This window comes from Niastella yeongjuensis (assembly GCF_900110245.1).
Lineage (GTDB): Bacteria > Bacteroidota > Bacteroidia > Chitinophagales > Chitinophagaceae > Niastella > Niastella yeongjuensis.
In genome coordinates, this window is record NZ_FOCZ01000017.1 from 42991 (window position 1) to 56726 (window position 13736).

Sequence of the window (13736 nt, forward strand, 5' to 3'; positions counted from 1 at the left end):
AAATGCGTCACAAATAACCTGATTCTATTCAAATCAACGTATTCGTGAAGCATTTTCATTTTATTAATTCTGATCAGTAGCGTACAAATTGTACAAATGTGCGCCAGCTGGTGGAAGTAAAGCTTAGTTACAACTGAAAACTATCTTCTGCCACCGCCAGGTCCACGGTTGCCACCAGGACGGTTACCGCCTCTGTTTTGGCCACCGCCACCTCTGTTTTGACCGCCGCCGCCGCGATTACCGCCGCCGCCGCCGCCATGACCACGACCACCGCCGCCACCGCTGTTACCACGGCCACGACCACCTTCAGCTTCTGCTTCAGCCTGCAGGCGTTGTGCTCTTTTTTCTTTTTCATCATCTGCCTGATCATCAGCATCTTCGTCTTTAGCAGCTTGTCTTTCAGCAAGACCTTCAGCTATAGCAGCAGTGATATATTGAGTAATGATTGCGATAGACTTTGTAGCGTCGTCGTTTGCAGGGATTGCAAAGTCAACTTTATTAGGATCGCAGTTGGTATCAACCATACCGAAAGTGGTAATACCCAGTCTTTTTGCTTCAGCCAGGGCAATGTGCTCATGGCCAATGTCGATGATGAACAAAGCGGCAGGTACACGGCCCAGTTGGCTGATACCACCCAGTACTTTATCCATTTTATCACGGTCGCGACCAAGGGTTAATTTTTCCTTTTTGGTAAGAACGTCAGCAGTGCTTTCAGTCAGCATTTTGTCGATGCTCTGCATTTTCTTAACGCTCTTGCGAACGGTGTTGAAGTTGGTCAACATACCACCCAACCAACGCTCGGTAACGAAAGGCATGTTGATTTTACGTGCGCACTCAGTAACAATCTCTTTAGCTTGTTTTTTGGTGCCTACGAACATGATCTTTTTACCGCTGCGGGCAATCTGCTTTAAGGCAGCAGCTGCTTCAGTCAGGTGTTCAGTAGTTTTATTAAGATCAATGATGTGAATGCCTTTCTTTTCAGCAAAAATGTAAGGCAACATTTTTGGGTTCCACTTCTTACGCAGGTGACCGAAGTGTACACCGGCATCCAGGAGCTGCTGTTGCAATGAAGTGTTATTTTCCATTTAACTAAGTTGAAAATGTGTGTTTGAAAAATTTGATAATAACCACAAGCGTTTCCAAAACGCGCTCCGCCAAAGGACGGAGGCGCTGGTATGGATTAACGTTTGCTGAACTGGTAGCTGCGACGAGCTTTTTTGTGACCGAATTTCTTACGTTCAACAGATCTCGGATCGCGTTTCAGAACCCCTACTGCTTTTAATGCAGGACGGTATTCAGCGCTTACTTCGAGTAAAGCACGACCGATGCCCAGCTTTGCAGCTTCAGCCTGACCTTTCATACCACCACCGGCAGCATTGATCTTTACATCAAATTTATCCATTGACTGGGTTGCTTTTAAAGGCAACTCCACCTGGTTCTGCAGGTATACCAGTGAAAAATATTCTTTGTAGTCTTTATCGTTAACGGTGATCTTACCGGTTCCACGTGACAACCAAACTCGTGTCACAGCTTCTTTACGACGACCTACGGCATTTTTTTGCTTTTCCATGTATTGTAAACAATTAGAAAGTTAATGATTGAGGTTTCTGTGCAGCATGCTCGTGTTGGTCGCCGGCATACACAAATAATTTCTTATACATTTTGCGGCCAAGGCGATTCTTAGGCAACATACCTTTTACAGCTCTTTCTACTACTAACTCCGGACGACGGCGCAGCAGTTCGCGGGCTGTTTCAGATTTTTGACCACCGGGGTAACCTGAGAAGGTCAGGTATTCTTTATCTTCAGTTTTGTTACCGGTGAATTTTACTTTCTCGGCATTGATAACGATAATGTAGTCTCCGCAATCAACATGTGGCGTATAGTACGGCTTATTCTTACCACGAAGAATAGCAGCAATTTTCGCGCACATGCGTCCCACGGTTTGATTGGTACCGTCTACAACATACCAGTTGCGTTTTACGGTAGCCGCATTCGCATGTTGGGTAGTGAAATGTAGTTTACTCATTTTTTAAAAACTTTTGACTGAATTGACTTCAGCCGGTTAAGAAATAAACAGCAACGCCATCCCGCTTGCTGTTTCCGCTTTTAATCAGGTAACTAAAAACGGGTCGCAAAGATAGACCGTTGAACCGGGTACAACAAGAAAAAAGAAGACAATTTTTTTATCACAGCTTTGTAATTAATTGATTTTCAATAAATATTTTGACATATATTTTTTCTTCCTCCCTAATAACCGCATACAGCGGGCATTTTAGGGCAGCTATTTGAGGGAAATCAGCGGTTCTTAATGGTTCCGGGGCGAAGCCTGGGTTCCGGCGACCGAGTTCAAGGTTTTTAGGGTATGTTCTTACACCCGGACAACAGCCAGCCGCAAAATGCGTTCATGCACCCAAATCCCTTCTTATGCTGACAAAGAAAAACGGAATTGCCATTTCGCTGTTTAGCCTGACCCTGATAGCGGCCGCCTGTTCACCCCCGCGGCGGGTTGGCGGCGGCTCTTACTATAACAATGAGCTGGCAAACATGAGCACAGCCAACATAGCGACCGTAGAAGAAAACCCCTTCATAAAAACCATCGATTCCGCCACTTCCACCTTTTCCATCGACGCCGATGGCGCTTCTTACACCCTTACCAGAAGAAAATTAAACGGGTATGCTGACTTTAATTACAAAGGCCTGCGCACGGAAGAAATGGTGAACTATTTCACTTACAACTATGAAGACCCCGCAGATGACGCACCTATTGGCGTGAATGGCGAAGTAAGCACCTGTCCCTGGAACACGGCCCATAAGCTTATTCGGATAGGCATAAAAGGTAAGTCTATCCCCAAAGAACAATACCCCCTGGCTAATTTTGTGTTGCTGATTGATGTGTCGGGCTCTATGGCCTCAGATGATAAACTGTCTCTGCTGAAAAACGGATTCACCAAATTTGTAAATCACATGCGCCCCCAGGACCGCATCGCAATCGTTACGTACTCGGGGTATCAATCCCTGGCACTGGAATCAACCCCGGGCACGGAAAAAGTTAAAATAATTAAAGCCATCAATAAACTGGGCTCTGCCGGTGGCACCAATGGTTCAGGCGGCATCACCCTCGCATACCAGATAGCCAGACAAAATTTTATACCCAATGGAAACAACCGGGTTATCATGGGCACCGATGGCGATTTCAACGTAGGCATTACCTCCATGGATGAAGTAATTAAACTGGTGACGGACCAGCGTGAAAATGGAATTTTTCTAACTACCCTGGGCGTAGGCATCGACAACATCAATGATGCCATGCTCGAGCAACTTGCCAATAAAGGAAACGGCAATTACGAATACCTCGATAACCATGACGAATTAAATAAAGTATTTGTCAACGATTATAGCAAGTTCTTAACAGTAGCCAAGGATGTAAAAGTTCAGGTAACATTCAATAAAGAAGTGGTTGAAAATTATCGCCTGATCGGTTACGAAAACCGCGTAATGGAAAGCAAACAATTCAATAATGACCAGGCCGATGCCGGTGAAATTGGGGCCGGACAAACCATTACCGCTATCTATGAAATAGAACCCAAAAAAAATGCCGCGGTTAGCACTGCGCCAACCTTCACCATCCATTTCCGTTATAAAAAACCGGAAGCAGCCGTAAGTATTCCCCTCGACCTGGATATTTTTGATGCAGGGCACAGCTTTGAATCAAGCAGCGAAAACATGCGTTTTGCTGCATCAGTAGCTGCATTGGGACTGTATCTGAGAGATTCCCGCTATAAAGGAAGTATGACGCTTGAGCAAATCAAAAGCTGGTCGGCCGGCGCTGTTAGCTTCGATCCCAATGGTTACCGCGCCCAACATTTGGAGTTATTGAAGATTGTGAAATAACGTTTGCTGTTGTATATAACATTCAGAATAGCCATCCGCATTCCAGTGGGTGGCTATTGTTTTTTCTTTTTTAACGGTATTGGGGTTCGACTTCTTTGTTATTGCCTGTTTCTTTTTGGGAGTAGCCTTCTTTTTGGACTGTTTAACTTCTCTTCCAGCCTCCCATGTACATCTCCGTAAGGGAAGATACGAAAAATTCTTTCAAATTTCCTGCTTTAGCCCCACCCTTTATAGCGACATTATAGCGACCTTATAGCGATATGTTGCCTCTAGGCATCCTCTAGGGTACCTCTGTGCTTTCTCTGCTCTGCCCAGCACCTTTACTGCAATTATACTCCATCGTTTATGTTCAGATACTTCTCAGGCAATGCTGCTCGCTTTAGGGCCACAATGGGGCTACTCGTGGTTTTCCGCCGCCGAGGAGGGAATGGGGTAGAATTGAGGGAGAAAAGTGAGGAAAAGAGGAGGCAGGAGCCTACCTTGAACAGGATCAAAACACAAACACAACATTTTTGTTGTGTTGTATAAATTTCATACCTTTAATTACACTATCAATACATTATCATCCCATGAGTATGAAAATTATTAACCAGCCCTACAATACGAGATGTTTTGTAGGCACATTAAATCTATTGCTTTATGAGCCTGAGTTTCAACTCAAACGGACATTTACACAAGACCGTCGAATTAACTCTGGAAGAATTTGAACAACATTTTGGAACGAATGAATGGAGAAAACAAAAGATCAGGAATGCGTTGACACTTTTTGAAATCCTCGGTGCCTGCGGTTGCACTACCGTTTTTATTGGGGGCAGTTTTATTAGTACCAAGATAAATCCCAATGACATCGATCTGTGTTTTGACCTGCAAAACATAGATTATGACAAACTGGAACAGGTATTTCCTGATTTTTTTGATCACAATAAGATTGGGGAAATACACAGAAATTTAAAATGTCACGTTTTGTATTTTGATAAAACCAATCATCAATTTCTGCATATGTTAGAAAAAGATAAAGACGGTTATCCAAAGGGACTGGTCAAAATAAACCTTAAAGATATTTTCTATGATTAAAAATGAAAAGCAATATAAAATCTCGAAAAAGCTGTTGAGTGAAATCAATGAGAATATTGCCAATCTGAAAAAAGACACCACCCAACATCCATTAAAAATAAAAATGATGTTGGCGTCTGCACTCAATATGCAAAAAGAGGTGGAGCAGGATATCCTGCTATACGAAACGCTGAAAACAGACACAATCCAAATTTTGAAAGAACGCCTGTTTGTCGATTTACCCTCTCTGCTCATCGAATACAAAATTAAATCAGGCTTAACCCAAAAAGAGTTTGCCGCACAACTGGGCATTAAAGAACAACAATTACAACGGTACGAAGCCGATAACTTCAGAAGTGTTACCTTTAAAAACCTGATCCGTTTTCTTGATGCCGTGGGCCTTGAAATTACCATCAAAGAAACCCGGATGACCAGGACCAACAAACACAAATCCAGAAAAAAACAATCGCCCAAATAATCATGTCCATCCACTTACTCGGTCGCAACACATTTGGTGATGTTGCCAATACCGGAAACCTGATGCCTATCGAAGAAGCTCATCAATTACTCAACGAATGGGTACCCAATGACCGCCTGCGCCTGCATATGAAACAGGTTGCCGCCGTTATGAAAGCCTGGGCCATAGAAAAAGAACAGGCCGATGAACTCACCGCCCGCAAATGGGAACTGGCCGGTCTGCTCCACGATGCCGACTGGGAAAAATACCCCGATGATCATTGCCGGGTAATTGTGGAAGAACTGGAACGCCGGAACATCGACCCTGAAGTGATCCATTGCATTGCCTCCCACGGCCCGCAGTATTTTGGAGTTGAACCTAACAACATCATGGATAAAATGATCTATGTGTTTGATGAGCTGTCCGGATTTATACATGCCTCAGCCCTTATTCGCCCCACCAAATACGACGGCATGGATGTAAAGAGCATATTAAAGAAACTAAAAACACCTTCCTTCGCCGCACAGGTAAACCGCGACGATATTACGGACGCCATTGCGCGAATAAATACGCCACTCGAAGACATTATACAGTTCATCATCGATCATCAAAAAGACGTGCAATAAGCGGCCTATGAAAAAATGGCTATTGGTCCCGGCTTTTATTATTGTTGCAGCGTTTGCAGGTATTTATCTTTTTATCCCCGCCCGCCTCGACATTGTACAGGTTACGCCCATCAATTGTACCGTTCCCGGCGCTTACAGAAATATGGCCACGGCAGACAAATGGAAAAACTGGTGGCCCGGATCCTCATGGAGCAGTAACAGCTTCCTGTTTCAGGACGGCCGGTATGCGATCACAAAAAAGCTGTTAAACACCCTTGAGATAGGCATCCTTCACAACAAATCGTCTATTAAAAGTACACTTTACCTGGTACCTGCAGGCGGAGATTCCACAACCCTGCAATGGACCTGCACCTATCCTACTTCGCTTAACCCTGTTACGCGTATCCAACATTACAGACAGGCCATAAACCTAAAAAGCAATATGGCTGCCTTGTTGAACCACTTCAAGTCCTTTGCTGAGAAAATAGAGAACATTTACGGTATTACCATCCAGGAAACTGTTTTTAAAGATTCATTCCTGATCAGCACTAAAAAATACCTGGCGGGTTATCCGTCTGTTGAGGAGATATATTCACTCATCGGTGACTTAAAAAAATACAGTGCGGCGCAAGAGGCCAAACAAACCGGTATCGCCATTCTGAATATAACGCCGTTAAGTCCTTTTGGCTATCAGCTAATGGTAGCGTTGCCCATCAACAAACCCATCGCTGCCAACGGACGTTTTTTCAATCAGCGTATTCCCCTGAACCACTTTTGGGTTACAAGGGTGCATGGGGGCGATGCCACTGTTAAAGAGGCATTGTACCAATTTCAACTATACATCCAGGACCACCACAGAACGCTGATGGCCCTTCCTTTTCAACAGCTTATTACCGACAGAAGCATAGAGCCCGATACCACCCGCTGGATCACCGATGTGTACGTACCGCTATTTTGAAAACCGGATCACCATTACACTGTCGTTATTGCGGGCAAGTACCCATGCTTCCTTTTGGGAGATGTTTATTTTTTGTATCCGCCGAACCTGTCCTTTTATCGGCAGCCCATTGGCACTTTCTACTTCAAACCGGTCATTACCCTTGTTAATTAAAATGGTTCCCCAATCCGCATCATACCGGCCCATTTCCACATTGTTCTCATAATAATTGCCACCCAGTAACAGATCGGGCAGGCTGTCGTTATTGGCGTTTACAACGGCGGCATCGCGGTAACTTGTCAATTGTGCCTCCCAGGGCAGCGCCTGTGTGGTGAATTGCATATGGCCATCATTGATCAAAATGGCATTATAAAAGTAGTTGGCGGTTAATACTTCAGCCGCATTCAGTTTATCGGCCGGAAAAAGATCTTTCAACCGTGCCTTCGCAAAGTCTTCGGCATATAAAAAGTTCTTCTTCAAAACAGGCATTTGTTTTTCCAGTTCCGATTTATTGGCAAACGGTATTTCTTTTCCCTGTACATAATAGGTTAACACCTGTTCCTTTTTACCGTTGTCATCAAAATCATTGTAGTATAACCGAACAGGCTCTTTATCCGAAGCCTTCAGGCGGCTGTTCAAACCCAGATTGCCTGCTACCAGGTCAATATCACCATCGTTATCGATGTCGCAGGGCAAAACAAAATTCCACCAGCCTTTTTTATCAGTAAGCGCTTTTCGGGTAAACTGGCCATTGTTATTTATCCAGGCGTCTATGCCACCCCATTCAAATGAACAGATGAGATCCTGATCGCCGTCTTTATCCAAATCGAACCAAACGGCGCGGGTTACAAAACCCGCCTCGCCCAGGTCTTTAGTACGTGCCGATGTAACATCTTTGAATTTGCCGGTGCCATCGTTTTGTAATAGATAGGAATGGGGTATTTGTCCATATGCCCAGGGCATGGCCCGGCCGCCAATAAACAGGTCAACAAAACCATCTTTATTAAAATCACAGGGCACTATGCACGAAAGGGTTTCATACAATCCGGTGAATGCATTGGGCAGCCTGGTGAATTGTCCCTTGCCATCATTCAGGTAAACGCGGGGCTGCAGGTGTTCATCGTTACCATAAAATTCGTTCCCGCCACTGGCTACTACCAGGTCAGGAAAGCCATCGTTGTTCACATCTGTAATGCAGGCATCCACATCTTCATAGGTGCTGTCGTTATCCAGACCGGGCTGCCGGGTCCGGTAAAAGGTACCGCCGGTCTTTTGCAAATACACGGCACCCTTTTCCCATTTGGCGGCGCCGAGGTAAACATCCTGCAAGCCATCATTATTTATATCAGCCACTGCCAGGGCAGGGCCTTCGGTAGAGATCATATGTGGGATCAGCGGCTCGCGATCAAAATCTGCAAAATGATTTTCTTTATGCAGGTAATCCAACCGCACGCTGTCGGTTATGTTGGTAATATGCGTTGTTGGGTTCTTTTTATAGGATGTTATGGTCTTGTAATCGAATGCCGGCAGCCCCTTTTGCCAGGTTAATACCTGTTGCCCTTTATTTGTAGATAGGTTGATGCGTTGATAGGTATTATCGGGCCAGACCAAAAATGTCGAATCGGGTTTTATTTTGTCGAGACCAATATGCATAGGTATTTCCATGGCCGACATAAACCCATGCACGGCCTGCTTTTCGTACAGGTATAATTGATTGTTGCCGAATAATACCACCTTGGCTCCAATTCCATTGACGTTACCAGCAGGGCCTTTTAGTTTGAGATCAACATAAGCCTTGTCGTGCTTGTCGTTGCTTTTGTTCTCATACAACATTACCGGGTCGTTGATGTTGTTCACTACCACGTCCAGATCGCCATCATTGTCCAGGTCCGCATAAATAGCGCCATTTGAAAAGGTGGGTTTATCATCTGCTACCTGTTGTTCCAGATCGGCAAAGGCGAGGTTACCGGTATTTTTGAAGAACTTGTTGGGAATTTTTATCTGGGGGAATTTATCCGTAAGGGCGAGGTCTTTTTCGTCGCTCTTATTGGTGCGTAGCTTATTTTGAATTTCTTCGTTGCCGATATAATTGATGAAATCTATATCGTTCATGCGCTTGGGGATACCATTGGACACGAACAGGTCTTTCATGCCGTCGTTATCAAAATCCATCCACAAGGCTGCCCAGCTCCAGTCGGTAGCAGCTATACCACTATACAAGCCGACTTCACTGAATGTACCATTTCGATCGTTCAACTGCAGGTTATTACGCGTGTACTGATAGTTATACCCAATCCTTATTTTTTCGTTGTACAGGTCATACGCATCCTCGCCCAGTGATCTTTTTAATATGTAGGGGTCAGCAGGCAACATGTCCATGGAAATGATCTCTGAATACCCATCGTTATTTACATCCGCAATATCAACGCCCATGCTGTATTGACTGGTATGCATCATACACCTGCCCAGGTCTTCTTTAAATGTGCCATTGTGCTGATTGATGTACAGGTAATCGTTCTCGTGAAAATCATTGCCTATATACACATCAGGGTACCCGTCCAGGTTGATGTCGCTCACCGCAATACCCAGCCCATACCCAATGACGGTGCTGTTAATGCCGCATGTTTTTGTTACCTCAGTAAATTTGGGCGCCCCATCAACCCCGGCATCATTGCGGAATAAGCGGTCGCCCGAGAGGGTTTCATACGTACCCACAAATTCTTTGCGGGGCCGGAAATTACTGATGGCATGAACGGAATGGTTCAGCAAATACAGGTCCAGGTCGCCGTCCATATCGTAATCGAGAAAAGCAGCCTGGGTACTGAACCCGCTGAAGTCAACCCCCAGTTCCTTTGCTTTATCGACATATTGCGGCACACCATTTTTATCGATTCCCGTACAGATCAAAAACTGGTTATGGCTTTTCAATGGACCATAATTGCCTACGCGGCAGATATAAATATCCAGCAGGCCATCGTTGTTTATATCTGCAACGGAAACCCCTGTGCTCCAGCCATGGTCTTGCGGAATACCGGCTTCTTTTGTTACTTCCTTAAAATGAAGCTTTCCGGTATTTACGAATAGTTTATTCTGCTCCATGTTCGAGGCAAAAAACAGGTCCACCAATCCATCATTATTAAAATCACCGGCACCAACACCTGCGCCATTATAGTAGTACATGTAGTGAAAAATATTAAACGAATCGCTGGGCGTAAGGGTATTGGTAAAATGGAGTCCGGTACTGCTTTCATCGAGCAACTCAAACAACGGAGGTTGTTTATTTCCCCTGTTGCATGCAAAAAAAACAGGTATGCATACCATCATCAAACAAAAGCCTGCCCATTGTTTACTACTGATCATAACTTACAATTCGCTGTTTACTTTTTTATACTGTATAAAACCGGGTAATCGTTATTTCTTGCAAACAATACATAATTAACTCCTGTGGCGGGTATCAGGGTAATGTCGCGCACCTCCCCATCTACCAGCAGGCCCGATTGCCTGGCCGGCAACCAGGTGAAGTGGCCTTTGCCATTATTGAGCAATACATCACCATAGCTGGCATCCAGTTTTCCAAACTGGGGCGGAAAGCCTGATCTGTTTCCACCCAATACCAGATCGGTAAATCCATCTTTATTTACATCGGCACAAAGAATAGCATTCATCACTGATAGTTGTACCTGGTAGGGCAATGGCTGAATGGCAAACTGCCCGTTGCCTTTATTGACGGCCACGCACGATTTGGAATAGTTAAATAGCTTCACCCTGCTTTTGTCCATCATTTCTTTGGAAAACAATTCCTGGATAGATCTTTTCGCATAATCCTTATGCTTCAGGTTCTCCTTTTTTATAGAAGGAATTTCATCCTGCATTTCGCGCTTCAAAAACACCGGCACATCGCGTTTGTCTACCGTGCGGGTAAGTATTTTATCCGCTGACCCATTGCTGTTAAAATCATTGATCCACAATTTTACCGGGTTGGCCGCATCGGGATGCAGGTAAAAATTATCCCCTACATTACCCAATACGAGATCGGTTTTGCCATCATGGTTTATATCGGCAGCTGTTACTGTTTGCCACCAGCCATATAATTCCCCGAGATGGCTTTTTACTTCTATAAAATGATCGCCATTAAATGAAAAAATGCGGGGTACCATCCACTCACCAACTATTACCAGTTCTTTACTGGTATCGCCTGTTACATCGGCCCATACAGCGCCCGTAACCATACCAATATTAGCAATATCGGGGTTCTTTGTTTTTGCGATATCAGTAAAATGGCCCTGGCCATCGTTCTGAAACAAATAACTGGCAGGTGTAACGCCATAATTACCGGGGGTGCTTCGGCTGCCTACAAACAGGTCAAGGTCCCCATCGTGATCAAAATCATTGGCAATGGCTACCCCCGTATTCATGCCATCGCTTTTAAACGCGGCGGCATCGAGGGTGAAATTTCCTTTGCCATCGTTCTTAAACAGGCGGCATTGCATTTCACGGCTATAAGGCGGAGAATTATTGCCCCCCGGCCCTATAAACAAATCAACGTCGCCATCTTTATCGCAATCGAAGAATAAGACCGCTTCATCTTCAAAATCTTTGAACTGCATAAAAAGCGGTTCCTGCTTTTTAATAAACCCACCGGTCTTTTGCTGCAGGTACAATTGCCCGGGATGGTCTTTTGTTCCATCAATATACAGATCCATTAACCCATCGCCGTTAACATCGGCCGTAGCTATTTTGGGCCCTTCGCGGGAAAGTATTTCAGGAATGTTTCTTTCGTAATAGAAATCTACATAATCATCCTCCACATGCTTTTCAAATGTATTGGGTGCCAGCGTGAACAGACCTCCCCTGTTTTGCAGCGTATCAGGCAGGGGACCTTTAATAGTATTGGCTTTGGTAAACACCAGTAGCGTATCTATGGCCGGATGTACAATAGTTTCTATAGAACGATCTGGCCACATAATGACCATCGAATCAATTGCTGTCTTTTTTCCTAAACCTACCACCTGTTTATAATCCATGGACGATTGAAAACCCCGGCTTGGCACTACTTCACGGGTTATAATGGAACCACCGGCATGTACGGTTATTTTACTTCCTATCGCAAACGTGTTTTGATTGCCTTCTTTAAGTAACACACTCAGGTAATGATTGCTATGCTGTTGCCTGGCCCGGTTCTTATAAATAAAAGCCGGCCCGTTAATATTATTGATCACCAGGTCAAGGTCACCGTCATTATCAAGGTCGGCATAGGCAGCGCCGTTTGAAAAAGAAGGCTGGGTAAATCCCCATTCTTTGCCTGCATCGGCAAACTGCAGATTGCCCAAATTCCGGAACGCTTTATTGATGACGGGTGTTTTGGGAATATGCTCCAGTACTTCATTTACCTTTTCTTTTTGCCCGGTTAACACCATTTTTTGAATGACGTCGTTGGCGAAGAAGTCCATAAAATCAAGATCGGTCACATCGCGGTTCACGCCATTGCATACATAAATATCATTCAGGCCATCGTTATCGGCGTCGAACAACAGAGCACCCCAGCTCCAGTCGGAGGCACAAACACCACTGTAATTGGCAACGTCGGAAAAAGTGCCATTGCCATTGTTTATCTGCAAACAGTTTTTCATGTACTGGTGGTAGAAGCCTATGTTCAACTTATTGCGATACTGATCAATATTATCAAATGCACCCAGGGTTTTTAAGCGGTAGTCATTATCGGGCAGCATGTCGGTGGTGAAAATATCTGCATATCCATCGTTGTTAATATCGGCTATATCGGCGCCCATCGAGGAAAAGCTGTTCTGCTTCATGCATTTTTCCATTTCATCTTTAAAGGTGCCGTTGCGTTGATTGATGTATAAATAGTCACGCTCGTATGAATCGTTGGCTACGTAAATATCAGGATAGCCGTCGTTGTTGATATCTGTTACGGAAACGCCAAGGCCAAAACTCATTAAGGTACCGTGTATGCCTGCTTCTTTATCTACCTGGGTAAAATGGCCATTGTCGTTCCGGTATAAGTGATCACCGCCATCCTTTACAAAGGCAGCTACAGGCCATTCGCTGGCGGGCAGATCGCGGCGATTGGTATACCCCAGCGTATTAACCGGCATGGGGCTGTTGTCTATCATAAAGCAATCCAGATCGCCATCGAGGTCATAATCGAAAAAAGAAACCTGCGTGGTATACGCTGAAATGGCCAGTCCATATTGAGCGGCTGATTCTGTAAAGGTGAGATTATGATTATTAATATAAAGTTTATTCCGCCGGTTGCCGTTTTTCATGTGACCCGAATTACACACGTACATATCGAGCCAGCCATCGTTATTAATATCTACCATTACGGCCCCGGTGCTCCACATGCTGTCCTGCTTCATACCGCTTTTGGCTGTAATGTCTTCAAATTTGAAATCACCTTTATTGAGGTAGAGCTTGTTTTCCGCCATATTAGAAGTAAGCAGTACATCGGCCAAACCATCATTATTGATATCGCCAATAGCTACACCGCCGCCATTATAAAAATTGCGGAACAAAAAGCTGTTGTCATATTCCTGGTCAACCACCTGGTTATTGAAATTAATACCGGAGTTTTCAACCAGTTCAAAAAGGGTTGAGGAGGTGTCTTTTTTGTTGTTACAGGAATAACAAACAGCTACTGTGAGCAAACAGCCAAGCAATCTTTTTAAATACATCCAGATATTAATATTATCGAATATAATGGGTGTGTTCTTCAGGGACAATGAAAGCACAAAGGCCATTATTGAATAATGACCTTTGTGATTACAATAA

The 13736-nt window shown here is 44.4% G+C and carries 10 protein-coding genes; 5 read left to right on the plus strand and 5 right to left on the minus strand.

The window, feature by feature from the left end; translation table 11 throughout:
* Window positions 1-140 precede the first annotated feature (140 nt).
* From rpsB to rplM, 3 genes are all read right to left on the minus strand, one after another.
* Window positions 141-1085, minus strand: coding sequence for a 30S ribosomal protein S2 (rpsB, locus tag BMX95_RS29940; protein ID WP_081200270.1), 945 nt, complete (start codon window positions 1083-1085; stop codon window positions 141-143).
* Window positions 1086-1180: 95 nt separating this feature from the next.
* On the minus strand, window positions 1181-1570 hold the full coding sequence (rpsI, locus tag BMX95_RS29945) for a 30S ribosomal protein S9 (protein WP_081200271.1): 390 nt from the start codon (window positions 1568-1570) through the stop codon (window positions 1181-1183).
* Between the two features lie 13 nt (window positions 1571-1583).
* On the minus strand, window positions 1584-2027 hold the full coding sequence (gene rplM, locus BMX95_RS29950; RefSeq protein ID WP_081200273.1) for a 50S ribosomal protein L13: 444 nt from the start codon (window positions 2025-2027) through the stop codon (window positions 1584-1586).
* A 398-nt stretch (window positions 2028-2425) separates the two neighbouring features.
* On the opposite strand from rplM, the gene BMX95_RS29955 reads away from it, so the two are divergent.
* The 5 genes from BMX95_RS29955 to BMX95_RS29975 all read left to right on the plus strand — a co-directional run bounded on the left by BMX95_RS29955 (window position 2426) and on the right by BMX95_RS29975 (window position 6965).
* A complete protein-coding gene (locus BMX95_RS29955; RefSeq protein ID WP_081200275.1) occupies window positions 2426-3892 on the plus strand; it encodes a vWA domain-containing protein in 1467 nt (488 codons plus the stop codon).
* Window positions 3893-4531: 639 nt separating this feature from the next.
* On the plus strand, window positions 4532-4966 hold the full coding sequence (locus BMX95_RS29960; RefSeq protein ID WP_081200277.1) for a DUF6932 family protein: 435 nt from the start codon (window positions 4532-4534) through the stop codon (window positions 4964-4966).
* On the plus strand, window positions 4959-5423 hold the full coding sequence (locus BMX95_RS29965; RefSeq protein WP_081200279.1) for a helix-turn-helix domain-containing protein: 465 nt from the start codon (window positions 4959-4961) through the stop codon (window positions 5421-5423). Before BMX95_RS29960 ends, BMX95_RS29965 begins: the two co-directional genes overlap by 8 nt.
* 2 nt (window positions 5424-5425) lie before the next feature.
* The gene (locus BMX95_RS29970) at window positions 5426-6028 is read left to right on the plus strand and encodes an HD domain-containing protein (RefSeq protein ID WP_081200281.1); all 603 of its coding nucleotides are present in this window, start codon (window positions 5426-5428) and stop codon (window positions 6026-6028) included.
* Window positions 6029-6035: 7 nt separating this feature from the next.
* Window positions 6036-6965 carry a hypothetical protein gene (locus BMX95_RS29975; protein WP_081200288.1) on the plus strand — a complete coding sequence of 310 codons (930 nt, stop codon included), beginning with the start codon at window positions 6036-6038 and terminating at the stop codon, window positions 6963-6965.
* Here the strand turns inward: BMX95_RS29975 and BMX95_RS29980 are convergent.
* Both BMX95_RS29980 and BMX95_RS29985 read right to left on the minus strand, forming a co-directional pair.
* The gene (locus tag BMX95_RS29980; RefSeq protein WP_081200289.1) at window positions 6957-10304 is read right to left on the minus strand and encodes a VCBS repeat-containing protein; all 3348 of its coding nucleotides are present in this window, start codon (window positions 10302-10304) and stop codon (window positions 6957-6959) included. The genes BMX95_RS29975 and BMX95_RS29980 overlap by 9 nt on opposite strands.
* 17 nt (window positions 10305-10321) lie before the next feature.
* On the minus strand, window positions 10322-13705 hold the full coding sequence (locus BMX95_RS29985; RefSeq protein ID WP_081200290.1) for a VCBS repeat-containing protein: 3384 nt from the start codon (window positions 13703-13705) through the stop codon (window positions 10322-10324).
* Between the last annotated feature and the right edge of the window lie 31 nt (window positions 13706-13736).

What these genes read in the sequence shown, in the direction of transcription:
- BMX95_RS29955 (WP_081200275.1), top strand. Translation starts at nt 2,426, where the DNA reads ATGCTGACAAAGAAAAACGGAATTGCCATTTCGCTGTTTAGCCTGACC.
- BMX95_RS29980 (WP_081200289.1), bottom strand. Translation starts at nt 10,304, where the DNA reads ATGATCAGTAGTAAACAATGGGCAGGCTTTTGTTTGATGATGGTATGC.
- BMX95_RS29985 (WP_081200290.1), bottom strand. Translation starts at nt 13,705, where the DNA reads ATGGCCTTTGTGCTTTCATTGTCCCTGAAGAACACACCCATTATATTC.
- rpsB (WP_081200270.1), bottom strand. Translation starts at nt 1,085, where the DNA reads ATGGAAAATAACACTTCATTGCAACAGCAGCTCCTGGATGCCGGTGTA.
- rplM (WP_081200273.1), bottom strand. Translation starts at nt 2,027, where the DNA reads ATGAGTAAACTACATTTCACTACCCAACATGCGAATGCGGCTACCGTA.
- BMX95_RS29965 (WP_081200279.1), top strand. Translation starts at nt 4,959, where the DNA reads ATGATTAAAAATGAAAAGCAATATAAAATCTCGAAAAAGCTGTTGAGT.
- rpsI (WP_081200271.1), bottom strand. Translation starts at nt 1,570, where the DNA reads ATGGAAAAGCAAAAAAATGCCGTAGGTCGTCGTAAAGAAGCTGTGACA.
- BMX95_RS29960 (WP_081200277.1), top strand. Translation starts at nt 4,532, where the DNA reads ATGAGCCTGAGTTTCAACTCAAACGGACATTTACACAAGACCGTCGAA.
- BMX95_RS29970 (WP_081200281.1), top strand. Translation starts at nt 5,426, where the DNA reads ATGTCCATCCACTTACTCGGTCGCAACACATTTGGTGATGTTGCCAAT.
- BMX95_RS29975 (WP_081200288.1), top strand. Translation starts at nt 6,036, where the DNA reads ATGAAAAAATGGCTATTGGTCCCGGCTTTTATTATTGTTGCAGCGTTT.